The organism is Janthinobacterium sp. SUN128 (assembly GCF_030587275.1).
Lineage (GTDB): Bacteria > Pseudomonadota > Gammaproteobacteria > Burkholderiales > Burkholderiaceae_D > Janthinobacterium > Janthinobacterium lividum.
Genome location: NZ_JAPWHY010000005.1, coordinates 103,819 through 128,641 on the forward strand (window position 1 = coordinate 103,819; position 24,823 = coordinate 128,641).

24 protein-coding genes are annotated in these 24,823 nt (G+C 64.3%); 18 read left to right on the top strand and 6 right to left on the bottom strand.

The genetic code is table 11. The annotated features are described in order from the left end of the window. Positions 1 to 35 precede the first annotated feature (35 nt). From O3297_RS25525 to O3297_RS25540, 4 genes are all read left to right on the top strand, one after another. Complete coding sequence (locus O3297_RS25525; RefSeq protein WP_305050736.1) at positions 36 to 1,088, top strand: sugar phosphate isomerase/epimerase; 1,053 nt, start codon at positions 36 to 38, stop codon at positions 1,086 to 1,088. A gap of 9 nt (positions 1,089 to 1,097) precedes the next feature. After that, the gene (locus O3297_RS25530) at positions 1,098 to 2,246 is read left to right on the top strand and encodes a Gfo/Idh/MocA family protein (RefSeq protein ID WP_305050737.1); all 1,149 of its coding nucleotides are present in this window, start codon (positions 1,098 to 1,100) and stop codon (positions 2,244 to 2,246) included. A gap of 16 nt (positions 2,247 to 2,262) precedes the next feature. After that, positions 2,263 to 2,550, top strand: coding sequence for a 2Fe-2S iron-sulfur cluster-binding protein (locus tag O3297_RS25535; RefSeq protein ID WP_305050738.1), 288 nt, complete (start codon positions 2,263 to 2,265; stop codon positions 2,548 to 2,550). 116 nt (positions 2,551 to 2,666) lie between these two features. Further along, complete coding sequence (locus O3297_RS25540) at positions 2,667 to 4,346, top strand: PQQ-binding-like beta-propeller repeat protein (protein WP_305050739.1); 1,680 nt, start codon at positions 2,667 to 2,669, stop codon at positions 4,344 to 4,346. A gap of 27 nt (positions 4,347 to 4,373) precedes the next feature. Here O3297_RS25540 and O3297_RS25545 read toward each other — a convergent pair whose 3' ends face one another. Beyond that, on the bottom strand, positions 4,374 to 4,685 hold the full coding sequence (locus tag O3297_RS25545) for a hypothetical protein (RefSeq protein WP_034783657.1): 312 nt from the start codon (positions 4,683 to 4,685) through the stop codon (positions 4,374 to 4,376). Between the two features lie 92 nt (positions 4,686 to 4,777). Between O3297_RS25545 and O3297_RS25550 the strand changes: the two genes are divergently transcribed. Then, positions 4,778 to 5,047 (top strand): MoaD/ThiS family protein, encoded by a 270-nt coding sequence (locus tag O3297_RS25550; protein ID WP_034783656.1) that lies wholly within the window; start codon positions 4,778 to 4,780, stop codon positions 5,045 to 5,047. A 14-nt stretch (positions 5,048 to 5,061) separates the two neighbouring features. Next, entirely contained in the window at positions 5,062 to 6,159 is a 1,098-nt protein-coding gene (locus O3297_RS25555; RefSeq protein WP_305050741.1) for an exo-alpha-sialidase, read from the top strand. Here the strand turns inward: O3297_RS25555 and O3297_RS25560 are convergent. Beyond that, the gene (locus tag O3297_RS25560) at positions 6,132 to 6,755 is read right to left on the bottom strand and encodes a TetR/AcrR family transcriptional regulator (protein ID WP_305050743.1); all 624 of its coding nucleotides are present in this window, start codon (positions 6,753 to 6,755) and stop codon (positions 6,132 to 6,134) included. The two genes, O3297_RS25555 and O3297_RS25560, sit on opposite strands and share 28 nt — an antisense overlap. A 169-nt stretch (positions 6,756 to 6,924) precedes the next feature. Here O3297_RS25560 and O3297_RS25565 point away from each other — a divergent pair, with 169 nt between their 5' ends. Then, on the top strand, positions 6,925 to 7,968 hold the full coding sequence (locus O3297_RS25565) for an MBL fold metallo-hydrolase (RefSeq protein ID WP_305050745.1): 1,044 nt from the start codon (positions 6,925 to 6,927) through the stop codon (positions 7,966 to 7,968). 7 nt (positions 7,969 to 7,975) lie between these two features. Here O3297_RS25565 and O3297_RS25570 read toward each other — a convergent pair whose 3' ends face one another. Next, positions 7,976 to 8,308, bottom strand: coding sequence for a hypothetical protein (locus O3297_RS25570; protein ID WP_305050746.1), 333 nt, complete (start codon positions 8,306 to 8,308; stop codon positions 7,976 to 7,978). A gap of 453 nt (positions 8,309 to 8,761) precedes the next feature. Here O3297_RS25570 and O3297_RS25575 point away from each other — a divergent pair, with 453 nt between their 5' ends. Continuing rightward, entirely contained in the window at positions 8,762 to 9,772 is a 1,011-nt protein-coding gene (locus tag O3297_RS25575; protein ID WP_034783651.1) for a substrate-binding domain-containing protein, read from the top strand. A gap of 54 nt (positions 9,773 to 9,826) precedes the next feature. On the opposite strand, the gene O3297_RS25580 is transcribed toward O3297_RS25575, so the two are convergent. Both O3297_RS25580 and O3297_RS25585 read right to left on the bottom strand, forming a co-directional pair. Continuing rightward, positions 9,827 to 13,423 carry an indolepyruvate ferredoxin oxidoreductase family protein gene (locus O3297_RS25580; protein ID WP_305050748.1) on the bottom strand — a complete coding sequence of 1,199 codons (3,597 nt, stop codon included), beginning with the start codon at positions 13,421 to 13,423 and terminating at the stop codon, positions 9,827 to 9,829. Positions 13,424 to 13,617: 194 nt separating this feature from the next. Further along, positions 13,618 to 14,559, bottom strand: coding sequence for a LysR substrate-binding domain-containing protein (locus O3297_RS25585; RefSeq protein ID WP_070258630.1), 942 nt, complete (start codon positions 14,557 to 14,559; stop codon positions 13,618 to 13,620). A gap of 138 nt (positions 14,560 to 14,697) precedes the next feature. Between O3297_RS25585 and O3297_RS25590 the strand changes: the two genes are divergently transcribed. Beyond that, a complete protein-coding gene (locus tag O3297_RS25590) occupies positions 14,698 to 15,924 on the top strand; it encodes an HD-GYP domain-containing protein (RefSeq protein WP_070280068.1) in 1,227 nt (408 codons plus the stop codon). Here O3297_RS25590 and O3297_RS25595 read toward each other — a convergent pair. Beyond that, complete coding sequence (locus O3297_RS25595; protein ID WP_034783647.1) at positions 15,921 to 16,967, bottom strand: GGDEF domain-containing protein; 1,047 nt, start codon at positions 16,965 to 16,967, stop codon at positions 15,921 to 15,923. The two genes, O3297_RS25590 and O3297_RS25595, sit on opposite strands and share 4 nt — an antisense overlap. Positions 16,968 to 17,448: 481 nt before the next feature. Here O3297_RS25595 and O3297_RS25600 point away from each other — a divergent pair, with 481 nt between their 5' ends. The 9 genes from O3297_RS25600 to O3297_RS25640 all read left to right on the top strand — a co-directional run bounded on the left by O3297_RS25600 (position 17,449) and on the right by O3297_RS25640 (position 24,815). After that, positions 17,449 to 17,631: a Flp family type IVb pilin gene (locus O3297_RS25600; RefSeq protein WP_034752975.1), complete on the top strand. Its 183-nt coding sequence runs from the start codon at positions 17,449 to 17,451 to the stop codon at positions 17,629 to 17,631. A gap of 55 nt (positions 17,632 to 17,686) precedes the next feature. Beyond that, entirely contained in the window at positions 17,687 to 18,220 is a 534-nt protein-coding gene (locus tag O3297_RS25605) for a prepilin peptidase (RefSeq protein WP_034783644.1), read from the top strand. A 93-nt stretch (positions 18,221 to 18,313) separates the two neighbouring features. Next, the gene (locus O3297_RS25610) at positions 18,314 to 19,687 is read left to right on the top strand and encodes an ATP-binding protein (protein ID WP_305050753.1); all 1,374 of its coding nucleotides are present in this window, start codon (positions 18,314 to 18,316) and stop codon (positions 19,685 to 19,687) included. Next, entirely contained in the window at positions 19,684 to 20,541 is an 858-nt protein-coding gene (cpaB, locus tag O3297_RS25615) for a Flp pilus assembly protein CpaB (protein WP_305050755.1), read from the top strand. Before O3297_RS25610 ends, cpaB begins: the two co-directional genes overlap by 4 nt. Before the next feature lie 18 nt (positions 20,542 to 20,559). Next, entirely contained in the window at positions 20,560 to 21,999 is a 1,440-nt protein-coding gene (locus O3297_RS25620) for a type II and III secretion system protein family protein (RefSeq protein WP_070258636.1), read from the top strand. Positions 22,000 to 22,015: 16 nt separating this feature from the next. Further along, positions 22,016 to 22,318, top strand: a complete 303-nt coding sequence (locus O3297_RS25625) for a hypothetical protein (protein WP_092609360.1) — start codon at positions 22,016 to 22,018, stop codon at positions 22,316 to 22,318. Next, positions 22,308 to 23,738: a pilus assembly protein TadG-related protein gene (locus O3297_RS25630; protein WP_305050759.1), complete on the top strand. Its 1,431-nt coding sequence runs from the start codon at positions 22,308 to 22,310 to the stop codon at positions 23,736 to 23,738. Before O3297_RS25625 ends, O3297_RS25630 begins: the two co-directional genes overlap by 11 nt. Beyond that, positions 23,735 to 24,217: a TadE/TadG family type IV pilus assembly protein gene (locus tag O3297_RS25635; RefSeq protein WP_151092152.1), complete on the top strand. Its 483-nt coding sequence runs from the start codon at positions 23,735 to 23,737 to the stop codon at positions 24,215 to 24,217. Before O3297_RS25630 ends, O3297_RS25635 begins: the two co-directional genes overlap by 4 nt. After that, positions 24,207 to 24,815: a TadE/TadG family type IV pilus assembly protein gene (locus O3297_RS25640; protein ID WP_151092154.1), complete on the top strand. Its 609-nt coding sequence runs from the start codon at positions 24,207 to 24,209 to the stop codon at positions 24,813 to 24,815. Before O3297_RS25635 ends, O3297_RS25640 begins: the two co-directional genes overlap by 11 nt. Positions 24,816 to 24,823 lie beyond the last annotated feature (8 nt).

Consider the following 24,823-nt stretch of genomic DNA (forward strand, 5'->3'; position numbering starts at 1 on the left):
CCCCGGGTTTCGGTTGGGGTTAACAGGACATTGATATGAAAACCATCCAGGGTCCGGCCATTTTCCTGGCCCAGTTTCTCGGCGACGAGCCGCCGTTCGACTCGCTTGAGCACCTGGCGCAATGGGCGGCCGGCCTCGGTTACAAGGGCTTGCAGCTGCCGACGGCGCCGCGATTGTTTGACCTGGAACAGGCGGCCAGCAGCCAGCAGTATTGCGACGACGTGAAAGCCTTGCTGGCGCGCCACGGCTTGCAGGTGACGGAATTGTCGACGCATTTGCAGGGCCAGCTGATCGCCGTGCATCCCGCTTACGACGCCCTGTTCGACGGCTTTGCGCCCGAACATGTGCGCGGCGACAGCGCGGCCCGTACGGCCTGGGCCACGCAGCAATTGCTGTGGGCGGCCACCGCCTCGCAACGCCTGGGTCTGAAGGCGCACGTGACGTTTTCCGGCGCGCTGGCCTGGCCCTATCTGTATCCATGGCCGCAGCGCCCCGCCGGCCTGGTGGAGACGGCGTTCGCGGAACTGGCGAAACGCTGGCTGCCCATCCTCGACGCGTTCGATGCAGCGGGCGTGGACCTCTGTTATGAGTTGCATCCGGGCGAGGACTTGCACGACGGCGTGACCTTCGAACGCTTCCTTGCCGCCGTCAACGATCACCCGCGCGCATCGATTCTGTACGACCCCAGCCACTTCGTGCTGCAGCAGCTCGACTATCTGGCCTTCATCGATATTTATCATGCGCGCATCAAGGCCTTCCACGTCAAGGACGCGGAATTCCGGCCGAACGGGCGCCAGGGCGTGTATGGCGGCTATGGCGACTGGCAAGACCGGGCCGGACGCTTCCGCTCGCTGGGCGACGGGCAGATCGACTTCAAGGCGATCTTTTCCAAGATGGCGCAGTATGACTTTCCGGGCTGGGCCGTGCTGGAATGGGAATGCTGCCTGAAACACCCGGAAGATGGCGCGGCCGAGGGCGCGCGATTCATCCGCGAGCACATCATCCACGTGGCCGAACACGCGTTCGACGATTTCGCGGGCAGTGCGGTTGACCAGGATCAAATTCATCACTTGCTTGGCTTGAAATAAGGAGACGACATGCAGCGACGCTTACGGCTGGGCATGGTAGGGGGCGGGCAGGGCGCGTTCATCGGCGCCGTGCACCGCATCGCGGCGCGCATCGACGACCAGTACGAGCTGGTGGCGGGCGCCTTGTCGTCCGACCCGGATCGCGCGCGTGCAAGCGGTGCCGCGCTACACCTGGCGCCCGAACGCTGCTACAGCGATTACCGCGCCATGGCGCAGATGGAGGCCGCGCGCGCGGACGGCATCGAGGCCGTGGCCATCGTCACGCCGAATCACTTGCACGCGCCCGTCGCCACGGCGTTCATGGAAGCGGGCATCCACGTGATCTGCGACAAGCCGCTGGGAATATCGTTGGCGGAAGGCCAGGCGCTGGCGGCGCTGGCCGAGCGGAAAAACCTGCTGTTTGCGCTCACGCACACCTATAGCGGCTACCCGCTGCTGCGTCATGCGAAGGCCATGGTCGAGGCGGGCGACATCGGCGAGCTGCGCCTCGTGCAGGTGGAATATTCGCAGGACTGGCTGGCCGATTCGATTGCTGCTGGCGGCATGAACGAGGGCAACTGGCATAACGACCCGCACAAGGCCGGGCCGGGCGGCGTCCTGCTCGACGTGGGGCTGCATGCGTATCACCTGGCGCAATTCGTCAGCGGACTGACGCCGCATGCCGTGCTGGCGGAACTGTCGACCTTTGTACCGAACCGCAGCCTGGACGACCACGTGCAGGTCATGCTGCGCTACGCCAACGGGGCGAAAGGTACCCTGTGGGCCAGCCAGGTGGCGACCGGCTGCGAAAACACGGTGCGCCTGCGCCTGTTCGGCAGCAAGGCACAGCTGGACTTTGACCAGGAACAGCCGAATGCACTGTGGTTTACGCCGCAGGGCGGCAACCGCCAGCTGCTGCGTCCGGGGCGGGTCGACAGCGCAGCCGCGCGCCACGCCACGCGCGTGCCGGCCGGCCATCCGGAGGGTTATCTGGAAGCGTTCGCCCAGCTGTACCTGGATGCGGCCTTGCGCATTCGCGCCTTGCAGGCGGGCTTGCCCGTGCCCAGGGAAGCCGGCTGGCTGCCGACTGTCACCGATGGCGTGGCGGGCCTGGCCTTTGCGGAAGCCGTGCTGCGCAGCCATGCGGATGGCGCGAGCTGGACAACCTTGGCAAGCTGACTGTTACACTGGGCGCATGAGTGCGCCCTTTATTATCACCATCGTCCCGCAAGGCTGGCAATTCCCGGCCGAGGCAGGCACCACCATCCTGGTCGCCGCCGAGCTGGCCGGTATCCGCCTGCTCAGTTCCTGCCGCAACGGTACTTGCCGTACGTGCATCTGCCACATGCCGGCGGGCCAGGTGCGCTACACGGTGGACTGGCCCGGCATCAGCCCCGATGAACGGCTCGACGGCTACATCCTGCCCTGCGTGGCCGTGGCGGACAGCGATGTCACCATCCAGGCGCGCGCCGTGCGCAAGTAAAGCACCGCCGTGAGTATTTGTTAGATTTTAGCAATGTTTCCCATGTTATAACATTTGATTCAGGTTTCCAGCACACCTCCATTGGGGAGGAAATGAAACCTCAACATGGATATCGCATGCGTACATTATTCCCTTTGTTGTGGCGGGCCGCCGCATTGCCGCTGGCTATCACGACGACCTTGTCCGCCTGTGGCGGCGGTTCCGGCGCTGCCGTTGGCGTACCGCCTGGCTTGCAGGAAAAACCGGGCATGACCTTGTCGGCAGTCAGTAGCCGCTGCACGGCCCAGCCTGGCGCCATCTGCGATGACATCCACGTAACAGTGCGCCTGGCCGATGGCGTGACCGATACGCGTCCCCAGTCGCATGAAAAACCGGCCAGCGGCACGGCCGGCGTGCTGCAGCAGGCCGACCGCCAGAAGCAGGCAGACGGCAGCTGGCTGCTGACGTTCAAGGCGGTGCCTGGCCTGGCTCCCGGGGTGTACGCGGGCAAGATCGAGTTATCCTTGCCGCTCACGGTGGGGGTGTACAAGACGGAAAGCATGGATTACCAGGTCACTGTCGCGCCGTTCGCCGGCAGCATGGGCGCACTGCAGGCCTTGCCCGGCGTGGGCGACTGGGAAGGCGTGAATGGCAATGCCGCGCATACGGGCCTGGTGCCGGCCACCTTCGACAGCCGCCGCTTCACGCGGCGCTGGACTTGGCTGGGCCCCAGTTCCCCGCGCGCGGTCGTCGGCAGTCCCGTGGTGGCTGCCAATGGCCTCGTGTATGTCAGCCAGCAATCGGCCGCACCGGTGGAAGGCAGCAGCACCAAATACGTCACCACCTCGACCGTGACGGCGCTCAACGAGAGCGACAGCCAGGCGCGCTGGACGCAGTCGCTCACGTCCGATGGTTATCTGGGCGCGCCGGCCGTTTCGGGCGGCAAGCTGGCCATGGCTGGCTACGATACCGTGCATGTCTTCGATGCGCATGCCGGCGGTGTGCCGCTCGGCGTGCGTCCGCCGAATACGAATGGCACGCTGCTGGGGGTTTCCCTGGCGACGGCGCCCACCTTTTTTGGCGGCAATGTCTACGTGGGTGGCAATAACGATATCAGTGGCATCGATGCGGCGGCGGGGCAGACACGCTGGTCTGCCAGCCTTGGCTTGCCCAAGCTGGGCAACGTCAATGACTGGACGCCCGCCGTCAATGGGGACATGGTGTACAGCCATGCGGCAGGGACATTGACGGCGTTCAATATCGCAGATGGCAAGGCCCGCTTCAGCGTGGCGGTGCCGGGGCAGGTGCTGGGTGGGTTGAACAAGAGCAGCCTGCGCCAGGCGCCCGTGCTGGTCGATGCGGACAGCGTGCTGCTGCTCAATCAGCGGCCGCTGGCCGGCGAGGCGGCGAATAACAGCCTGAGTCTGGTTGACGTGCATAGCCGCGCCGTGCGCTGGACGGTGCAGGGACAGTTCAGCACGCAGCCGGTGGTGGCGCAGGGCGTCGTGTATGTGGGCAACCAGGCCAGCCAGGCGCTCGAAGCGCGTAGGCTCGGCGACGGCGCGGTCCTGTGGAGCTGGCCCCTGGATACGGCCCTCGACGCGTACTTCGGCGGTGATCTGATCGTCACCGGCAATCTGCTGTTTGTTGGCGGGCGCAACAATACCTATGCGATCGACCTGGCCAGCCACAAGACTGTCTGGATTTACCGGATGGGGGGCAGCCTGGCGTTGTCGCGCCATGGCGTGCTGTACATCCGCCAGGGCACGGATCTACCCGGCGGCAGCATGGTCTTGACGGCCATCAACCTGCAGTAGCCGCCTGCCGCTTGCACGGCGCCTGACTCAGGTGGGCTTGCCGCCCTTGAGCCGCTGCAGCAGGGCGTCCACGCTGTCGCTGACGGGCAGGCCGTGGCGGCGCAACAGCTGCACGTGCAAGACCAGGTTTTCCAGCACCAGCTTGGCCGCCACGGCCAGCAGGGCCAGGTTGCGGTCTTCCGGGCTGAAACTTTCCATGGCGTCGGCCATCTCGCACAGGTGGTTGGCGATCAGCCCGCGCAATTCCTGCTCGTCGAACGGCAGGTCGGCAAAATCGATGGGATCGGCCACTTCCACTTCCTGCATCAGCACCGCTAGTTCTTCCGGGGTAATCGTCATGCCTGGCCTCCTTGTGTGCTTGCCTCTATTTTAATTGTATTGGCCGCAAAGGGGACTAGAATGAGTCGAGGCCGACGACGTCGAAGGGCAGCATGGCGCATTTGCATTTTACGCAACAACTGGCACGCTACCTGGACGTTCCTACGGTGGAGGTGGCCGCGCCACGGCTGCGCGCCGCCCTCGATGCCGCGTTTGCCCGGCAGCCGCGTCTGCGCGGTTACGTGCTCGACGAGCAGGGCGCCCTGCGCCCGAATGTGGTGATCTTCATCGATGGCGCCCGCTGCCGCGAGCGGCGCGTGCTCGACGACGCCTTGCTGCCCGACAGCCAGGTGTATATCTTGCAGGCACTTTCCGGAGGTTAATCATGGGACAAGGCATGGCTCAACGCGCGTATCTCGGCACCCGCAAGGGGCTGTTCCAGCTCGATGTCGATGCGGCCGGCGCCTGGCAGCTGGCGCTGGTGCAGTTTGCCGGCGATCCCGTTTCCATGCTGCTGCACGATGGCCGCGACGGCACCTTGTATGCGGCCCTGAACCTGGGGCACTTCGGCGCCAAGCTGCACCGACGCGACGGGGGCGCCAGCGCGTGGCAGGAAGTCGCCGTGCCCGCCTATCCCGCCAAGCCGGAAGACAGCACCGATACCGTGGACTGGACCTTGCAGCAGATATGGTCGCTGGCGGCCGGCGGCGCAGACCAGCCCGGCGTGCTGTGGGCGGGCACCTTGCCTGGCGGCCTGTTTCGTTCCAGCGACCGCGGCGACAGCTGGCAGCTGGTGGAATCCCTGTGGCACGTGCCGCAGCGGGCGCAGTGGTTTGGCGGTGGCTATGACGTGCCCGGCATCCACAGCATCTGCGTCGACCCGCGCGACAGCAACAAGGTGCTGGTTGGCGTGTCCTGCGGCGGCGTGTGGCAAACGTTGGACGGCGGCGCCAGCTGGGCCTTGAGCGCGACGGGCATGCGGGCCGACTACATGCCGCCCGAGCTCGATGAAAACGAAGCCGTGCAAGATCCGCACCGCATCGTGCGCAGCGCCGGCACGCCGGACGCGCTGTGGTGCCAGCACCATAACGGCATCTGGCGCTCGCACGATGCCGGCTGGCACTGGCAGGAAGTGACGACGGCGCCGCTGTCGCATTTCGGCTTTGCCGTGGCCGTGCATCCGCGCGATGGCGACACGGCCTGGTTCGTGCCGGCGCAGGCGGATGTGCTGCGCATTCCCATCGATGGCGCGCTGGCCGTCACGCGCACGCGCGATGGCGGCAAGACCTTCGAGGTGTTGCGCGCGGGATTGCCGCAGCAGCATTGCTATGACCTGGTCTACCGCCACGGGCTGGCGCTGGCCGACGATGGGCGCAGTTTATTGATGGCGTCGACGACGGGGGGCGCCTGGTTTTCCGGCGACGGGGGCGAGCATTGGCAGACCATCTCTGCCCACTTGCCGCCCGTTTATGCCGTCTGTTTTGCCACGCCGTAGTAGCACAGGAAGATATCGACGGCCAGTGCCGTCACTTCGCGCCGGCGTGCCGGGCTCAGCAGGGCCTCACCGAGGGTGATCTGCGGCCAGAATGCAAAAGTTTTTAAAGGCGACATCAGCAGGTGCGCCACTTCCAGCGTCTCGCCCGCCTTGATGCGCCCGTCTTGCTGCGCCGCGCGGATCCAGATATTCAAGCCGGTTTCCTTTTCATTCAGGCGCGTCACCATCGCTTGCGCCCGCTCGGGAGAGTGGATGGTTTCGCCAAAGATCACGCGCGCCAGGTCGATGAAAGCCGGATCGCACAGCAAGTCCATTTTCTGCTCGACCAGGGCCAGTACTTGCGGGCGCAGCGGCTGGTCGGCAACATAGGGTACGGCAGGCTGGGCCATGCTGCTTTCCCACATGCGCTGCAGGATTTCCGCGAACAGCTCGTCCTTGCTGGGGAAATGGTTGTACACGGTGCGCTTGGATACGGCAGCCGTGGCGGCAATCTTGTCCATGCTGGTCGCATCAAAACCGTGCTCGCGGAACTCGGCGATGGCGGCATCGACGATGGCGACGCGCTTGCGGTCGGTGAGGCGTTGCGGTGCGGCCATGGCTGAAAATCTCCTTTGAAAACAATATTTTACACCTCTTGGTTTACTTTGCCAGAAATAGGAACTACACTGTGTAGTGTAATTTAATCCTTGTTAATTCTTTGCCGGGCCGCATATGCACTTGCACCGAGTCGCACGTCGTCTCTTCTTTCTGGGAGTCCTGATCATCATGAGTTCTTGCACCTTGCGCGCCGCGCCTGCCGCACCGATAGAATCGCCCCAACGCCACGAAGGCAAGTTCCGTAATCCCGTGCAGATGCACAAGCTGGGCACGGCAGCGACGCTCAAGCTGATGTGGACATTTTTCTTTGACAAACCCGACAGCACGGTGCCGGCTGCGGCGGTGCCCGTGCAAGCCTTGACCCGGGCGCAACTGCTGGCCGCACCCGACAACAGCCTGTTTCGCCTCGGCCATTCGACCCTGTTGCTGAAACTGAACAATGAATTTTTCCTCACCGATCCCGTGTTTTCCGAGCGCGCCTCGCCGGTGCAGTGGGCAGGACCAAAACGTTTCCATCAGCCGCCCATCAGCATCGCCGACTTGCCGCTGATCAAGGCCGTCATCCTGTCGCACGACCATTACGACCACCTCGACCATGCTGCCGTGCTGCAACTGGCCGCCAAGACGGAACACTTCGTCACGCCGCTGGGAGTGGGTGACACCTTGGTCGAATGGGGCGTGCCGAAAGACAAGGTGCAGCAATTCGACTGGTGGCAGGGCGCGACGATTGCCGGCGTGAAACTTGTCGCCACGCCATCGCAGCATTTTTCGGGACGCGGCTTGTTTGACGGCAATCAAACCCTGTGGGCATCGTGGGTCATCGACGCACCGGACGTTCGTGTGTTTTTCAGCGGCGATTCCGGCTATTTCGACGGTTTCAAGCAAATCGGCGACAAGTACGGCCCGTTCGACGTGACCATGATCGAAACTGGCGCGTATGACAAGCTGTGGCCGGACGTGCATATGCAGCCGGAACAGACCTTGCAAGCCCACCTGGACTTGCGCGGCAAGTGGCTGATGCCCGTGCATAACGGCACGTTTGACCTGGGTCTGCATGCCTGGCATGAACCGTTTGACCGCATCACGGGGCTGGCGGCCAAGCAGGGAGTGAACCTGGCCACGCCGCAAATGGGCGAGGCGGTCGATCTGGCGCAGCCGAAGAAGGGCGAAAAATGGTGGCTGGCGATGCTGGAAGAGGAAATGGCGAAGTAGGCTCGCCCTACGCCGTCACGTCGATCAGGCGTCCCAGGGTCTGGCCATAGCTGTTCAGCTGGGGCGTGCTTTTCGGTGCGGCGGGGATGGCTTGCTGCGGCACGGCCAGCTTGATGGCCTGGTCCAGCTGCGGCGCCTTGATGGCGGTGGGGGCATCTGCCTGGGCTTGCTGGCTGTTGCGTTGCGTCTGGCTCAGCGATTCCTGTTCCCGTGCCAGCAACTGGCGGCTTTGCGCCAGCTGTTCACTGTCGCGCTGTACCTGGTTCTGGCCTTGCTCGACCCGGCGTTGCGCCGTGGCCAGCGAGGCTTGCAAGTTGTTGACGGACGTTAGCGTGACCACATTGTTCACCTTTGAAAGTATGTCCAGGCGTGCAGGGATGGGGGAAGCCCGGGCCGATGTGCTACGCCAGGCATCATTGTTCGAACATGCCAGGCGGTAATCTTTACCTGCATCAAGAGTAGGACAAATTCTCGCACAGTTCCAGTAAATTATGTTTTCTTGATAATGCTAACGTGCGCGCCTTGCATGCCCAAGCCGGCATCCTGAAGTTGCTGCAGCACTTGTCAAAGTGAGTACCCGCTGTCGCTTTTTACCTTGTCTTGACTGCTATCGCCGATGTGGCGCTGCGGAGAGGGCAGAAGTGGCCGCATTCAAAACGTTGCTTTTTAAATAGTCAATGTATTGTTGTTTTTTTACCATGTCTGCGCACGCTAATGCGCGGCCTGTTTGGCGCTCTGGGCTATAATTGACGGTCAGAGTTGGTTTCTTTTGCCATACAGACAGGTAGTTAACATGAATCTCAAGAGCCTCGCAATTGCCCTCGGCATGTCGAAAACGACAGTCAGCAGGGCGTTGAACGGCTATCCGGAAGTCAATTCCCGCACCCGTGAAATCGTCCTGGCCGCCGCCAAGAAAGTCGGCTACCGGCCCAACCCGCTGGCGCGCAGCCTGGCCGTCGGCCGCACGAATGTGCTGGGCATGATCTATCCCCTGCTGCCCAGCGACCTGGGCGACAGCGTCTTTCTTTCCGTGGTGAATGGCATGTCGGACGCCGTGGAAGCATCGAAGATGAGTTTGATCATCGCTCCCGTATCGCCGCAGAACGAACAGCCCTCGTATGAAACCATGGTGCGCGGACGCCAGGTCGATGGCCTGGTGGTGGGCCGCACCAAGGTGGTCGACGAGCGCATCGCCTACCTGACGAAGGTCGGCTTTCCTTTTGTGGCGAACGGTCGCACGCGCATCGATGCGCCGTATGCGTATTTTGACTACGACAACGATACGGGTATCGACCTGGCCGTGTCTTTCCTGGCGGCACACGGCCACCAGCGCATTGCCCTGCTGAGCGCGCCGCTGGATCTGCACTTCGCGTACGAGCGCAAGGAAAGCTTTATCCGCTGCATGGCGCAAGCGGGCTTGCCGGTCGATCCCGCCTATCTGCTCGACAATACTTTTGATCGCCGCAGCGGTTACCAGGCCATGCAGCAATTGCTGGCCTGCTCGCCCCGCCCCACGGCCGTCATCGTCGACAATCACTTGTCCGGCGTGGGCGTGGTGCGCGCACTCATGGATGCGGGCATCGAAATCGGCAAGGAAATCTCCGTCATCGTCTGGGGGAATGTGGAAGATACCTTGATCGGCATCAACGTCACCACCATCGACCAGCCCGACCTGCGCCGCGCTGGCGCCAAGATGGTGGAAATGCTGCAATCCCTGCTGGCCGGCACGCCGCCGGAACGGCTGCAGGAAATCTGGCAACCGGTGCTGTTGCCGGGGGCGACGGTGGGGCGCTGTCCTGAATGAAAAAAAACGCAGAGCCTCGGCTCTGCGTTGTCATGTCAAGCCCAGCTGACCGGCTTATGCCGCGTGCTTGCTGCCGTCCGCCAGCTTGGCCAGCAATCTCGCCTTGTCCTGGCGATACGTGTCGACGGCCGCTTCCTTGACGTGGCCGAAGCCGCGGATTTTCTCGGGCAGCGACGCCAGTTCCACGCAGGTGGCCAGGTTGTCCGCCGTCAGGCTGACCAGCAGTCCCGCCAGCAGTTCGCGGTATTCGACGATCAGCGCGCGTTCCATCTTGCGCTCGGCCGTATAACCGAAGACGTCGAAGGTACCGCCCCGCAGCCCCTTGGCTTTCGCCAGCAGCTTGAAGGCGCGCCACATCCAGGAACCGAACTCCGCTTTCACCAAGTGTCCTTTCGCATCTTTTTTCGCGAACAGCGGTGGCGCCAGGTTGAATTTCACGGAGAAATTCCCCTCGAACTGCTGCTGTAATTGCTCCACGAAACGGCCATCCGTGTACAAACGCGCCACTTCATACTCGTCCTTGTAGGCCAGCAATTTGAAATAGCTCTTGGCGACAGCCGTCGACAGCTTCTGGCCCAATCCCAGGGTGTTTTCGCGGTCGCGCACCTGCTTGAGCAGGGTCACATAACCATCCGCATATGCGGCGTTTTGGTAGGCCGTGAGGAACTCCACGCGCTTCTTGATGACGCTATCGAGGCTTTGCGGCATTTGCACGATGATCGCCTGCGTGGGCGTGGCGATCTGCGTGACACGGCGCACGTCGACGGCGGCGCGGCGGCCCCACAGGAAACTTTTCTTGTTCGACTCGATGCCCACGCCATTGAGTTCGATGGCGCGCAGCAAGGCCGCTTCCGTCAACGGAATGCGGCCCTTTTGCCAGGCGTAGCCGAGCATGAACAGGTTGGCGGCGATCGAATCGCCCATCAGCGCGGTGGCCAGTTTTGTAGCATCGATGAAGTCGGCTGCCTCGGCGCCGCCGACGGATTCCTCGATCAGCTGGCGCACTTCCGCCGTTGGATATTGCCAGTCGGCATTTTGCGCAAACGTGCCTGGCGGCTGCTCATGCAGGTTGACGACGGCCAGGCTGCGGCCCGGACGCATTTTCGACACGGCATCCTGCGCGCCGGCCGTCAGCATGTCGCAGCCTAAAATCAGGTCCGCTTCGCCCGTGGCGATGCGCTGGGCGCGGATGTGCGCGGGAGACCTGGCGATTTTCACGTGCGAGGTGACGGAACCGTTCTTTTGCGACATGCCCGTCATGTCCAGCACGGACGCGCCCTTGCCTTCCAGGTGGGCCGCCATGCCCATCAGGGCGCCCACGGTGATGACGCCCGTGCCGCCGATGCCGTTGATCAGGATGTTGTACGGCGCGTCGCAGGCGGGCAGGAGCGGTTCCGGCAGCGGGCCGAAGTTGTCCGTCTCGCCCGCTTTGCTGGCACCCGTCTTGGTCTTTTTCAGGCTGCCGCCTTCGACGGTGACGAAGCTGGGGCAGAAACCCTTGGCGCACGAGTAATCCTTGTTGCACGAGGATTGGTCGATGGTGCGCTTGCGGCCAAATTCCGTTTCCTTCGGCAGGATCGACACGCAGTTCGATTGCACGCCGCAATCGCCGCAGCCTTCGCAGACGGCGTCGTTGATGACCATGCGTTTGGCCAGGTCAGGGTATTCGCCCTTTTTCCTGCGCCGGCGTTTCTCGGCCGCACAGGTCTGGTCGTAGATCAGCACGGATACGCCTTGCACTTCGCGCAATTCGCGCTGCACGGCATCCATATCCTTGCGGTCGTGCAAGGTCACGTGGGCGGGCAGGTTGCTGCGGTCGCTGTAGCGCGACAGGTCTTCCGTCACCAGCGCGATGCGCGCGATGCCTTCGGCCGCCACTTGCTGCGCCATCATCGGTACGGTGATCAAGCCGTCCACGGGCTGGCCGCCCGTCATGGCGACGGCGTCGTTGTACAGAATCTTGTAGGTGATGTTGACCTTGGCGGCCTGCGCGGCACGGATGGCCAGATAGCCCGAGTGGAAGTATGTGCCGTCGCCCAGGTTCTGGAACACGTGCGGCAGCTCGGAAAACGCGGCTTGCCCGATCCACGGCGCGCCTTCGCCGCCCATGTGCGTGGTCAGCTTGTTCATTTCCGGGTAGATCGACGTGGCCATCACGTGGCAGCCGATGCCGGCCAGGGCCAGGCTGCCGTCCGGCACCTTGGTCGACGTGTTATGTGGGCAGCCGGAGCAGTAGAAAGCGGGGCGGAACGGCGTGTTCACGGCTTTCTTCAATACCGCGTCCTTGGCGTCGAGGAAACTTAATCTCGCCTTGATCAGGTCGCAGGTGACGGGATCGGAAATCAGGCGCGCGATGCGGCTGGCGATGACACGCGCCACTTGCGAGACGGAAAAGTCCGCCTTCGAGGTCAGCAGCCATTCGCCGCGCGGCGCCACCCACTCGCCCTTTTCGTCGAATTTGCCGATGACACGTGGGCGCACGTCGTCGCGCCAGTTGTACAGCTGTTCCTTGAGCTGGTATTCGACGATCTGCCGTTTTTCTTCGACGACGAGAATTTCATCGAGGCCTTGCGCGAATTCGCGCACGCTGTCCGGTTCCAGCGGCCACGGCATGGCCACCTTGAACAATCGCATACCCACGTCGGCCGCCATCTGCTCGTCGATGCCCAGCTCTTCCAGCGCTTCCAGGACGTCCAGATAGGACTTGCCGGACGCGATGATGCCCAGCTTGGCGTTCGGACTGTCGATGGTGGTGTGGTTGAGCTTGTTTTCGCGCGCGTAAGCCAGGGCCGCGTAGATCTTGTAGTCCTGCATCAGCGCTTCCTGGTTGCGCGCCTGCTGGCCCAGCGGGATGCTCGACAGGCGGGCATTCAGGCCGCCTTCGGGCATGACGAAGTCCTGCGGAATCCTGACTTCCACGCGGAACGGATCGGCATCGATGGAAGCCGATGATTCGACCGTATCGGCCAGCGCCTTGAAAGCCACGGTGCAGCCGGAAAAGCGCGACATGGCCCAGCCGTGGATGCCCAGGTCCAGGTATTCCTGCACATTGCACGGATACAGGACGGGAATCATCGAGGCGGAGAACAGGTGGTCGGACTGGTGCGGCAGGGTCGAGGAATACGCGCCATGGTCGTCGCCGGCCACCAGCAGCACGCCGCCCAATTTGGCCGTTCCCGCATGGTTCATGTGCTTGAAGACGTCGCCGCAGCGGTCCACGCCGGGGCCCTTGCCGTACCACATGGCGAACACGCCGTCGTACTTGGCCGGGCCGATCAGGTCGACTTGCTGCGAACCCCAGACGGCCGTGGCGGCCAGGTCTTCGTTGACGCCGGGGACGAATTGCACGTGGTGCGCTTCCAGCTGTTTCTTGGCTTTCCACAGGTTCTCGTCGAGGCCGCCCAGGGGCGAGCCCCGGTAGCCGGAAATGAAGCCGGCCGTGTTGAGTCCGGCGGCCTGGTCGCGCAGGCGCTGCATCATGGGCAGGCGCACGAGGGCCTGGATGCCGGACAGGAAGATGGCGCCGGAAGTGGCCGTGTATTTGTCGTCGAGGCTGACGGTGGTCAAACGGGAAGTGTCGGGGGGCGTAGATGGCGCGGCACCGGCGTTTCTAGCGAACGCTGCGGAGCCGTTTTCCGTGGTCACGGACATGGCTGTCTCCAAAAGGGTGTTTCAGATGACGGCTGTACAAGTGGCGCGCCCGGTAAGGCGCGCACTGTGCAGACGGGATGGCCGCGTGTGGGCGGCACATAACCATTTTAAATTTAAAATAGTTAATGTGGTCAGTGTAGAACGAGTCAGGAAAGGGGGCAAATACGCTTTGCCGATGGGGGTATAAGAAATACTTATGCCATGGGTGAGAGCACATTCGCCCCCACCCAGCGCCCGCTGCCGCACAGTTCGGCGGCCACTTGCAGCACGAGGTTTTTCACGGCGTTGCCCGCATTGGTGAGGGGAATGTTTTTCGAGGCGCACAGGGCCACTGTGCGCGACAGCACGGGGCTGTGGATGGCGTAGCTGCGCATGGCGCCGCTGTCGAGCTCGGCCAGCAGGGGGGCGGCCGGCAGGATGGTGGCGCCCATGCCGGCCAGGATGGCCGATTTCAGGATGGCGATCGAGTTGATCTCGATCACGTTCGCCGTTTCCAGGCCCAGTTCGCGCGCGCGGCTGTCGATGCGTGGACGCACGCCATGCTGCAGGCCCGGCAGGATCAAGGTGGCGCTCAAGGCTTGCTGGAACGACACGGCATGGCCGGCGGGGGCGAATGGCGAATCGCTGCGGCAGATGAAACGCATCTCTTCTTCCACCAGCGGGCTGCAGGCAAACGGCGTGAGCTGGCCATCGTCGAACAGCACGGCCAGGTTGATGCGGCCCGATTTGAGCTGTTCATTGAGGTTGCCCGTGATTTCTTCCGTCAATTGCAGGGTGATTTCGGGATAGCGCTCGCGCGCGGCCAGCAGCAGGGGCAGGGCCAGGGCGCCGGAAATACTGTGCGGCAAGCCCAGTGTGACATTGCCGGACGGCCGCGTGGCGCTTTGCGTGACGGCCGAGCGGGCGTCGGCCACCTGTTTCAGGATCGCTTGCGCATGTTCGTAAAACACCTTGCCTGCATCCGTGCTGAGCACGCCCTGGGCCGAGCGGTGCAGCAGCTGCACGCCCAGTTCCTCTTCCAGCTGGCGCAGCTGCTGTGTCAGGGCCGGCTGGGCCACGTGCAGGATCAGGGCCGCGCGCGACAGCGAGCCGTGGTCGACGATGGCAACAAAGTAGCGTAATTGGCGCAGTTCCATGGGTCCCAGAAGCGGTGCGTTGAGCGGAAAAAACACGGTGTTGCGCCGCAGCGCCGAACGCGGCCAGCAGAATAACAATTTTGTTATACTCATTCTAGCGCCTTCGGTGCTCCAGCCGCGTATTTGTGGGATGACAGCATGCTCAAGAAAGTTGATTCGTCTCAATTAAAAGTGGGCATGTACATTCATGACCTCAGCTGCGACTGGATGACGCATCCATTCGTGCGCAACCGTTTCCTGTTGCGCAGCGACGATGAAATCCGCAAGATCATGCAAGCCGGCATCCACGACGTGGTGATCGACAGCGGCAAGGGCCTCGACGTGCAGGATGCGCCTACCGTGGCGCAGGCGCGCGCCGAGACGGAGCGCGAACTGGTGCAGATCGCCGCGGCGCCGCAAGTGGTCACGCGCGTGTCGCTGGGCATGGAACTGGCGCGCGCCACGCAAGTGCGGCGGCAGGCGGCCAGCCTGGTGCGCACGGTGATGGCCGACGTGCGCCTGGGCAAGGCTGTCGAGCTGGACCGCGTGCAGCACACGGTCCAGGATATTACCGAATCGATCCTGCGCAATCCCGGTGCCCTCGTCGGCTTGTTGCGCATCAAGACCAAGGATGACTACACCTTTTTGCATTCCGTCAGCGTGTGCGCGCTGCTGGTGGCGTTCTGCCGCTCGCGCGGCATCGATGCGGCCACCACGCACCAGGCTGGCCTCGGTGGCTTGCTGCACGACACGGGCAAGGCCCTGGTGCCCGACAGCGTGCTCAACAAGCCCGGCCCCCTCACGCCGGAAGAATTTGCCCTGATCAAGCGCCATCCGCGCGACGGCTACGAAATCCTGCGCCAGTCGCCCGAGGTGGGCGCGATTCCCCTCGACATCGCCTTGCACCACCACGAACGGCGCGATGGCAGCGGCTATCCGGACCAGCTGGCCGGCGACGCCATCAGCGAACTGGCGCAGATGGCCGCCATCGTCGACGTGTATGACGCGCTGACGTCCGACCGCAGCTATCACAAGGGCATCGCCGCCGCCGAAGCCCTGCGCAAGATCTATGAGTGGAGCAAATTCCATTTCAACCCCGTGTTCGCCCAGGATTTCATGCGCTGCGTGGGCATCTATCCGGTCGGCACCATGGTGATGCTGGAATCAGGCCGCCTGGCCGTCGTCATCGAGGCGCACGAAAGCAATCTGCTGGCGCCGAAAGTGAATGTGTTTTTCAGTACGAAGAGCAAGACCTACATCAAGCCGGAAACGGTCGACCTGTCGCGCGGCTTCGGTTTTGGCGGCGCCGACAAGATCGTCGGCCATGAGTCGGCCGCCAAGTGGCAGGTTGATCCCATGCGGTTTCTTTCCCTAGCGGATGCCTAGAAGAATTCCGCCGTATCGTTCGAGGTAATGGTAGTTAACAGGCCCTTGGCGACCAGCTCGTCGTAATGGCAAGCCAGGTTGCGGCCATGGCTCTTGGCGTAATACAAGGCCTGGTCGGCGCGGCCGAGGATGATGACGGGCGCCTCGTAGGCGTTGATGCTGACGAAGCCCACGCTGACTGTCACTCGTCCCACTTGCGGGAAGTCGTGCGCTTCGACATTGGTGCGGAAGCGGTCGATGATTTTCTGCGCATTTTCCAGGGTGATCGAGCGCAGCAGCACGACGAATTCCTCGCCGCCGAAGCGGAAGATGCGGTCTTGCGAGCGGAACGACGATTGCAGCTGGTTGGCGATCAGGATCAGCACTTCATCGCCATACAGGTGGCCAAATTTATCATTGACCAGTTTGAAATGATCGACATCGATCACGGCCAGCCATTGCCGTTCCGTGTCCGTATGGTGGCGCCGTTCTGCATCGACGGGAAGCGGCTTCTCCGCCTCCGGTTCGCCGCGGCTTTGCAGGATTTTCGCCAGTTGGTCGTCGAAGGTCTTGCGGTTCAACAAGCCGGTGAGCGAATCGCGTTCGCTGTAGTCGAGCAGGTTCTGGAAATTGCGGTACACGCTGACGATGCCGCCGATCACCTGGATGGTGGCGCCCGTGTACGGCGTGGGGTTGGTGATTTCCAGGCAGGTGGTGACCTGGTCGCCGATCCAGATGGGCAGCCACAGCAGGTGGCGGCCGTCGGCGCACAGGGTGTCGGCGCTCGCTTCATGGCGCTTGATGCAGGCGGCCAGGGCCGGGTAGTCCGACAGCGGTTCGCCTGGCAGAGTCGGGTCGTTATGCTCTTCCATGCGGGCCACGCTGCCCGCCACGATGATGGCCCGCGACCGCACGAACACCTGGCCACGCACGGTGGTCAGGGCCAGCACACGGGTCTGCGACGCGGCAGCGAGTTCCTGGACGGCCGAGATCACGGAGATGTCGAGCATCGTGTGGTCGCGGTGCCCGGTCATGTCCACCATGTGTTTCAGTAGGGAATCCATTGTCGATCTCTGGAAAGTAGTCACACAAGTGTCGTCATACCAGCATTGCATCAAGCAAGAGCATGTTCGCGTCCGTCTACAAGAAGCCAAGATTTATTTGGTGGCATGACGCTCTTTACCGCCGGGCGAGAGGCCTTTCCAAAGAAGAGCTAAGCAGGATAATGTCTTTTTGCCTAATAGGCAATTAACGTATGCAATATTTCATGTAAATACATGAGATTCATGCACCGCATTGCAAAAAACTTGCCCTGACGAAGGCTTTCAATCCTGATCGCAACATTTGTTTGCGCCAGCCGGCATTTCAACAGGGTTTGATAATTTCCATATGGAAACTTGTGGCGCGTCAATTTGCCAAAACGTGGACGCTTTATAGTCAATGCAATGGCGCAGAAATTTACGGCAGGAAACATATTAGCAGGAATGGGCAATGTTTCACACCCGATTGCGCCAGGGACTTGTGATTCACTTTTGGGAGCTTGTCATGCATACCTTCCTGTCGGCAGTACAGCAGTTTGTCAAGGATGAGGATGGCATTACGGCAATCGAATACGGCCTGATTGCGGCGTTGATGGCTACCGCCATCACGGCCGGTTTCTTGCTGATCAAGACCAACTTGCTGGCCGTCCTCACCGACATTTCGTCGAACCTGGTGTTGACGCCCTAAGCGGGTGCCCGCCGCTGGCCGGCCAGCGGCGGGTTTTTTTTTCAGGAGGTGTCGCATGCCTGCCTATGCCGTATTCGACCTGCTGTTGCTGTGCTTCGTGACGGGGGCCGCCGTCAGTGATTTGATCCGCCGCAAGATACCGAATGGCGTGGTGTTGTCCGGCATCCTTGCCGCCCTGGCGCTGCACCTGTGGCTGTGGCCGCAAAACGTGCTGCCGCTGTGGCTGGGCGGCATGGCCACGGGCTTTTTCCTGTTTCTACCGCTGTACGTGCTGCGCGGCATGGCTGCCGGCGACGTCAAGCTGATCGCCATGGCGGGCGCCTTTGCCGGTCCCTGGCCCGTGCTGCAGATCTGTTTCGCCACGTTTGTCCTGGGCGGCCTGATGGCCGTGCTGATGATCACCTGGCAGGGCAAGTGGCGCGCCTGCCTCGGCAATCTGCGCCAGCTGCTGTGGCCGATGATCGCGCGCATGGCCGGTATTCCCCTGGCGCCAAACGCCCTGGGCAGCGGCGCCAGCGTGGGCAACATGCCGTACGGACTGGCCATTGCCCTGGGCTGCCTGCTGGTGCAAGGGCGGCATTATTTCTGATTGGTATTCATTGCTCTTGATCAATGGGCACCGGTCCCCGCTCGCTAGAATGAATTCTGTTGAATGCAGTCTTAACCGGCTAGGAGACGCAGCATGACCGAGGTCGACTATTCCATGAGCACCGAGAGTGCGCCGCGCCCTGCCGATGCGAACCTGATGCCGCCCTTGCCGCCGCAGCCGAAGAGCTTGCGTGAAACGGGACTGGAGCGGCCCCTGGTGGTTGAACTGATCGCCAAGCTGATGTTTGTGAGCGGCAAGACGCACCTGTCCGCACTGACGACGCGCTTGCGCCTGTCGATCAATGTCTTGCGCGAAGTGCTCGACTTCATGGTGAGCGAGCAGATGGCCGAAGTGGCCTGGCGCGGCGAATCCGATATCGACGTGCAATACCAGCTGACGAGCGCCGGCAAGCAGCGCGCCAGCGCCTTCCTCGAGCGCTGCGCGTATATCGGCGCCGCGCCCGTTACCCTGGAAGCCTACCGCGCCATGGTGGCGCGCCAGTCGTGGCTGGTGCAGGAACAGCGCGTCGGCAGCGATGACCTGGCCGCCGTGCTGGGTGGCGCCCACGCGGGGCCGGGCATGCTCGACGTGGTCGGCGCGGCCCTGCATTCGGGGCGCTCGCTGCTGCTGTACGGTCCGCCCGGCAGCGGCAAGTCGACCCTGGCGCTGCAGCTGGGACAATTGCTGCACGGGCTGGTCGCCGTGCCGTACGCCGTCATCGTCGGCCACGACATCATCCAGTTGTACGATCCGGCCCAGCACCTGCCGCCCGCGCCGCAGCATGTCAGCCATGCGCGCCAGGCGCTGGAGCGGCGCAGCACGGACATCCGCTGGGTGCTGTGCCAGCGTCCCGTGATCCACGTGGGCGCCGAACTCGACGCCGGCATGCTGGAACTGCGGCTCGACGCCAGCGGCGGCTGCTACCAGGCGCCGCCCCATGTGCGCGCCAACAATGGCATGCTGATCATCGACGACCTGGGCCGCCAGCGCCTGGGCGCGCCGGAATTGCTGACGCGGCTGATGCAGCCGCTGGCGCACGGCAGCGACCAGCTGGGCTTGCCCGGCGGCGTGCAGATCAGTGTGCCGTTCGACAATGCCCTCGTGCTGGCCACGAACGTGCCGCCGGGCGAGCTGTTTGACGCCGCCTTGCTGCGCCGCATCGGCTACAAGGTGCACGTGGGGCCGCTGGCCGAGAGCGCCTATCGCGCGCTGTTCCGCCAGCAATGCCGGCTGGCCGGCATGGCCATCGACGAGCTGGCCCTGAACCATCTGCTGCACCTGCATGGCGCGCAGGGACGGCCCCTGCTGGCCAGCTATCCGCAGGAATTGCTGGCGCGCATAGGCGACTTCGCCGGCTTTGCCGGCTGCGAAGCGCGCCTGACGGTGGGCGCCCTGGAACAGGCCTGGGGCAGCCTGTTTGCCAGCTGCGACATGCCGGCCGCCAGCCTGTGCGAGCGTATCGCATGAAAAACCGGCGCGCCCTCCTGATGATGGGCCTGGCGGTCGTGCTGGGTCTGCTGGCCGTGCTGTTGGCCTCGCACTGGCTGCTGCGCCAGACGCCGGCCGGCAAGGGCAAGATCGTCGTCGCCGCCAGCGATGTCAACCTGGGCCAGCGCCTGGCGCCCGAGATGCTGCGCCTGGCAGAGTGGCCGGCGGAAAGCTTGCCGCAAGGCGCGCTGCAAGACCCGGCGAAACTGGCGGGACGGGTGCTGAAAACCAGCGTGCTGCGCGGCGAACCGCTGAGCGAAGCCAAGCTGGCGCCGGCCGGCACCCTGGGCGGCCTGTCGGCTCTCATCACGGAAGGGCGGCGCGCCATTACCGTGCGCGTCAACGATGTGATCGGCGTGGCCGGCTTCGCCTTGCCGGGCAACTATGTCGACATCATCGTGAGCACCCAGCAGGATTCTGGCGACCGCGCCTTTCCGCAAAGCCGCAACATTTCCAAGATCGTGCTCGAACGCATCCTCGTGCTGGCCGTGGCGCAGGAAGTGGGGCGCGACGAGACCAAGCCGCGCGTGGTCAATGCGGTGACCCTGGAAGTGACGCCGGAACAGGCGGAAAACCTGGACCTGGCGCGCAGCGTGGGCAGCCTGTCGCTGGTGCTGCGCAACCAGGTCGACCCGCAGCCGGGCGTGACGGCGGGCGCCACCAAGCTGACCCTGCTGGGTGGACCGCACGAAGCCGACGAGCCCGTTCCTGCCGCCGCGCCCGTGCCGGCCGCAGCGCCGCGTCCGGCACGCGTGGCCAAGGCGCCGCCGGAGCCAACGCGCCAGTGCAGCGGCGTCATCGACGGGACGCGCCAGTCGCGCGAATGTTTTTAGCCAACCATGGACACACTCATGAACCGCGCCCTGCTGATACTGTGCTGCCTGCTGTCGCCGCTTGCCGGCGCGGCGGCCGATCCTGGCCCGCGCTGCGGCGGTGAAGCGGCCTCGCCCGGCAACCTGCAACTGCAGGTGGGCAAGTCGAGCATGCTGCGCCTGCCCGAGGCGGTGCTGGCCCGCAGCGTTGGCAATCCTGCCGTGGTGCAAGCCATGCTGGTGGCGCCCGACACCTTGTATGTGGTCGGCGTCGACGTGGGCAGCACGAACATGATCATCCAGGGACGCAGCGGCGTGTGCAGCGTGGTGAACGTCAGCGTCAGCATGGACCCGGCCGGCTTGCAGGCAACCCTGGCGGCCCTGATGCCGGACGAAAAAGCCATCCGCGTCACGGCCGTGGCCGACACCCTGGTGCTGTCGGGCACGGTGCAGGACGCGGGCGCCGTGCTGCGCGCCGTCGAGCTGGCGCATGCGTACGTGCGCCGCGCCACGGTGCCACTGGCGCTGCCCAAGCCCGCCGATGGCGCCGCCATGCCGCCCGCCGCCACGGCACCCGCTGGCGGCGCGGGCAGCGCGAACAGCCGCATCATCAACATGCTCGACGTCAGTGCGCCGCAGCAAGTGATGCTGGCCGTGCAGATCGCGGAAGTGTCGAAGTCGCTGCTGGAACGGCTGGAAGTGGGCGCCACCCTGCGCTTTGCTTCTGGCAGCTGGGCCACCACCTTGCTGTCGAATTTCTTGAGCGGCACGGCCAACGGCCTGCTCGACGTGCGCAAGTCGAATGGCCAGCAGCTGACCATCGAGGCGCAGAAACAGGATGGCCTGGTGCGCATCCTGGCCGAACCGACGGTGATGGCGATCAGCGGGCAAGAGGGCAGTTTTCTGGCCGGCGGCAAGATCTTCATTCCCGTCGGCCAGGACAACAACAAGATCACGCTGGAAGAGCGCGAGTACGGTGTCGGCCTGCGCTTCACGCCGACCGTGCTGTCGGGCGGGCGCATCAACCTGAAGGTGGCGCCGGAAGTGTCGGAACTGTCGCGCGAAGGGGTGGGCATTTCCGCCGCCGGCGTCAGCGGGCGCTCGATTTTGCCCGTCATCACCACGCGGCGCGCCTCGACAACGGTGCAGCTGTACGACGGCCAGAGCTATGCCATCGGCGGCTTGATCAAGAACAACCAGGTGAGCAACATCACGGGCTTGCCCTGGCTGAGCGAAGTGCCGATCCTCGGCGCGCTGTTTCGCAGCACGGATTTCCAGCACGACCGCACGGAATTGTTGTTCGTCATTACCGCGCACCTGGTCAAACCCTTGCCGGCCGATGCCGTGCTGCCGACGGCGCAGCTGGCGCCGCCGTCGCGCATGGACTTGATGTTGGGCGGCAAGATGGAAGGGCCTGTGCCCTCGGCGCCGCCGTCCGTGCCGCCACCGCGCGCGGCCAACGGTTTCGAGTTGAAATGAGACGGGGAGATACGCCATGCCGAACTCGCTCTTGACGTCGCTGCGGCGCCTGGCTGCCCTGGCCCTGGCCTTGCAGCTGGCCGCCTGCGCGCACGGCAGCACGCCGCAGCTGGACCGCCGCTTCGGCGACGCCGTGCGCCTGTCCATGGCGCAGCAGGTGCGCGATCCGGCCGGCGCGGGCAATCGCACGCCGGCAGACGGCCTCGACGGCCCCAGCGCGCACGCCGTCATGCAGCGCTACCGCGCCTCGTTTGCCGAACCGAATGCCCAGGCGCCGCAGCCGGTGCAATTCATGCTGGGAGGCGGCAATGGCAAATAGACGCCTGCGCCAGCGCGGGGCGATGCTGATCGCCTTTTCCATCCTGCTCATCGTGGTGCTGGGCTTTATCGGCCTGGCGCTGGACGTGGGGCAAGTCATCGGCCGCAAGACGGAACTGCAGAACCTGGCCGACAACGCGGCGATGGCGGCGGCGGCGGAGCTGGTGGGCACGCCCGAGGGCCTGCTTGCCGCCGTGACGAAAGCCAAGAGCAGTGCGGCCGACCGCAGCGCATGGCGCCGCCGCATGGAGGGCGCGACCTTGTCGGACGCCAGCATCCGCTTCGCCAGTGCTCCCGACGCGCCCGCCAGCGAATGGCATGCGGCGGGCGCCGTGCCCGACGCCGCCACGGCGCTGTTCGTGCGCGTCGATACGCAGGCCAATGATCCCTCGCTGGGGCGGGTGGCGACGGCGTTCCTCGGCGCCTGGTCGCCGGCGCTGCGCACCCTGGACACGGGCGCGCGCGCCGTGGCGGGGCGCAGCAGCTTGAATCTGATGCCGCTGGCTGTCTGCGCGCTGTCGGCCAGTGCCGCCAGCCCGCGCACGAATGCGGCACTGCTGCCGGCCGTCGAGCTGCTGGAATATGGCTTTCGCCGCGGCGTGGCGTATAACTTGCTGAAGCTCAATCCGCACGGCCCGGCGGCCGAACATTTCGTGCTCAATCCGCTGGGCCGGCCGGGCGTGGTGGGACCGTCGCAGCAGGTCAGCGAATCGAACGTCTTGCCGTTTGTCTGCAGCGGCACGGTGCTGTATCCGCGCATCGGCAGCGCCCAGGTGCATGTGCACCGGCCTTTTCCCGCCGCGCTATGGACGGCCTTCAATGCGCGCTTCAACCAGTATCCGGGCAGCGGCTGCCATCCGGTGGTGGCGCCGTCCGACACGAACATCCGCGCCTATCCGAACACGGCGGCGAACTGGTGGATGACGAATGCGCCCGATGCGCCCAGTGCGCTGAGTACGGGCAATCCGCTGCTGTCCGTGGCCGATCCGGAGTCGAATGCGACGCCGCCGGCGGTCGGCAGCTACGGGCCGCTGTGGTCATTTTCCAGGGCGGCCAGGTACAGCAACCCGAAGCCGGCCGGCGGTTATCCGCCGTTTGCCACCACCGACTGGCCCAAGCTGTATCCGGCCACGCCGGCCGCCCCGGCCGCCAAATCCAGCTATCCGACCGACAAGTCGCCGTACCTGACGCTGGCGTACCAGACGGCGCCGACCGGCAACGCGGGCCTGGCGCAGCGGCGTTTGCTGCACATTGCGCTGCTCGCCTGTCCCGTGCCGGCCGGCAGCGACGTGCTGGCCCAGGTGCTGGGCATCGGCCGCTTCTTCATGACGGCGCCGGCCAGCAATGGCGTGCTGAGCGCCGAATTTGCCGGCCTGGCAGCCGAGGGATCGCTGATCGGCCCGGCGGAGCTGCTGCAATGAAGCCGGCCTGCCGCGCGCCACGCCGCCAGGGCGGTGTCGCCGCCATCGAGCTGTCGCTGATCCTGCTGTTTTTCATGGGACTGCTGCCCTTCGTGCTGCTGTTCGGCCGCGCGCTGCTGGTGTACACGGCCCTGCAAAAAAGCGTGCACGATGCGGCGCGCTACATGGCGACCATGCCGCTGCCGCAGATGGGCAGCATCGGCACGGCGAACCAGGGCGCCGCCCTGGCCCGGCAGATGGTGGTCGATGCGATGGCGGAAAGCTGGCCCGACATGGAGGCCGCCAGGGTCAACGTGGATTGCGTGTATGCCGACGATTCCTATGGCTGCGGCAGCTACGCGACGGCGCCGCTGCAGGTGCGCATCAAGGTCACCGTGGACATGCCGGTGGATTTCCTGCCTGAGCTGACCCGCAAGTGGCTGCCGCAGCTGGAGCCGATTCCCCTGCGCGCCAATGCGACATTGCGCTATGTTAATTAATCTGCGCCCCCGCCGGCAGCGCCAAGAGGGCGTCTTCGCCGTCGAATTTGCCATGCTGGCGCTGCTGTTCTTTTTGTTTCTGTTTGCCATGCTGGAAATGGCGCGCGCCGTGTACGTGTGGAACATGGTGCATGAGATCACCCGGCGCGCGGCGCGCGCTGCCGCCGTCACCGATTTCAGCAATGCCGGCGCCTTGCAGGCCGTGCGCACGCACGCCGTGCTGCGCGCCACGCCGGGCACGCTGCCGCTGGGCGGCGGCATCGGCGACGCGCATGTGCGCATCGATTATTTGTCGGAGAGCAGCGGCGGCGCCGCGCTGGCGGCAGTGCCGGTGACGGTGCTGCCGGGCTGTCCGCAACGCAACCGCATCAATTGCCTGGACGATCCGCATGGCGCCAGCTGCATCCGCTTCGTGCGCGCGCGCCTGTGCCAGCCGGGTCTCGGCGCGCGCTGCGAGGGCGTGCCCTACCGGCCCATCCTGCCGCTGCTGGGGGTGATGTTTCCTTCCGGCGCAGGCGCCATACGTTTGCCCAGCGGGACGACCATGGCGGTGGCCGAGTCGCTGGGCTATCCGGACAATCCCGGTTTTTGTCCATGAGCGCCGCT

Coding starts and splice junctions, on each gene's coding strand:
- O3297_RS25590 (WP_070280068.1), top strand. CDS start 14,698: ATGCTCAAGAAAGTTGATTCGTCTCAATTAAAAGTGGGCATGTACATT.
- O3297_RS25620 (WP_070258636.1), top strand. CDS start 20,560: ATGAACCGCGCCCTGCTGATACTGTGCTGCCTGCTGTCGCCGCTTGCC.
- O3297_RS25560 (WP_305050743.1), bottom strand. CDS start 6,755: ATGGCCGCACCGCAACGCCTCACCGACCGCAAGCGCGTCGCCATCGTC.
- O3297_RS25555 (WP_305050741.1), top strand. CDS start 5,062: ATGGCTCAACGCGCGTATCTCGGCACCCGCAAGGGGCTGTTCCAGCTC.
- O3297_RS25540 (WP_305050739.1), top strand. CDS start 2,667: ATGCGTACATTATTCCCTTTGTTGTGGCGGGCCGCCGCATTGCCGCTG.
- O3297_RS25535 (WP_305050738.1), top strand. CDS start 2,263: ATGAGTGCGCCCTTTATTATCACCATCGTCCCGCAAGGCTGGCAATTC.
- O3297_RS25625 (WP_092609360.1), top strand. CDS start 22,016: ATGCCGAACTCGCTCTTGACGTCGCTGCGGCGCCTGGCTGCCCTGGCC.
- O3297_RS25565 (WP_305050745.1), top strand. CDS start 6,925: ATGAGTTCTTGCACCTTGCGCGCCGCGCCTGCCGCACCGATAGAATCG.
- cpaB (WP_305050755.1), top strand. CDS start 19,684: ATGAAAAACCGGCGCGCCCTCCTGATGATGGGCCTGGCGGTCGTGCTG.
- O3297_RS25545 (WP_034783657.1), bottom strand. CDS start 4,685: ATGACGATTACCCCGGAAGAACTAGCGGTGCTGATGCAGGAAGTGGAA.
- O3297_RS25640 (WP_151092154.1), top strand. CDS start 24,207: ATGTTAATTAATCTGCGCCCCCGCCGGCAGCGCCAAGAGGGCGTCTTC.
- O3297_RS25600 (WP_034752975.1), top strand. CDS start 17,449: ATGCATACCTTCCTGTCGGCAGTACAGCAGTTTGTCAAGGATGAGGAT.
- O3297_RS25635 (WP_151092152.1), top strand. CDS start 23,735: ATGAAGCCGGCCTGCCGCGCGCCACGCCGCCAGGGCGGTGTCGCCGCC.
- O3297_RS25595 (WP_034783647.1), bottom strand. CDS start 16,967: ATGGATTCCCTACTGAAACACATGGTGGACATGACCGGGCACCGCGAC.
- O3297_RS25605 (WP_034783644.1), top strand. CDS start 17,687: ATGCCTGCCTATGCCGTATTCGACCTGCTGTTGCTGTGCTTCGTGACG.
- O3297_RS25585 (WP_070258630.1), bottom strand. CDS start 14,559: ATGGAACTGCGCCAATTACGCTACTTTGTTGCCATCGTCGACCACGGC.
- O3297_RS25575 (WP_034783651.1), top strand. CDS start 8,762: ATGAATCTCAAGAGCCTCGCAATTGCCCTCGGCATGTCGAAAACGACA.
- O3297_RS25610 (WP_305050753.1), top strand. CDS start 18,314: ATGACCGAGGTCGACTATTCCATGAGCACCGAGAGTGCGCCGCGCCCT.
- O3297_RS25525 (WP_305050736.1), top strand. CDS start 36: ATGAAAACCATCCAGGGTCCGGCCATTTTCCTGGCCCAGTTTCTCGGC.
- O3297_RS25550 (WP_034783656.1), top strand. CDS start 4,778: ATGGCGCATTTGCATTTTACGCAACAACTGGCACGCTACCTGGACGTT.
- O3297_RS25630 (WP_305050759.1), top strand. CDS start 22,308: ATGGCAAATAGACGCCTGCGCCAGCGCGGGGCGATGCTGATCGCCTTT.
- O3297_RS25580 (WP_305050748.1), bottom strand. CDS start 13,423: ATGTCCGTGACCACGGAAAACGGCTCCGCAGCGTTCGCTAGAAACGCC.
- O3297_RS25530 (WP_305050737.1), top strand. CDS start 1,098: ATGCAGCGACGCTTACGGCTGGGCATGGTAGGGGGCGGGCAGGGCGCG.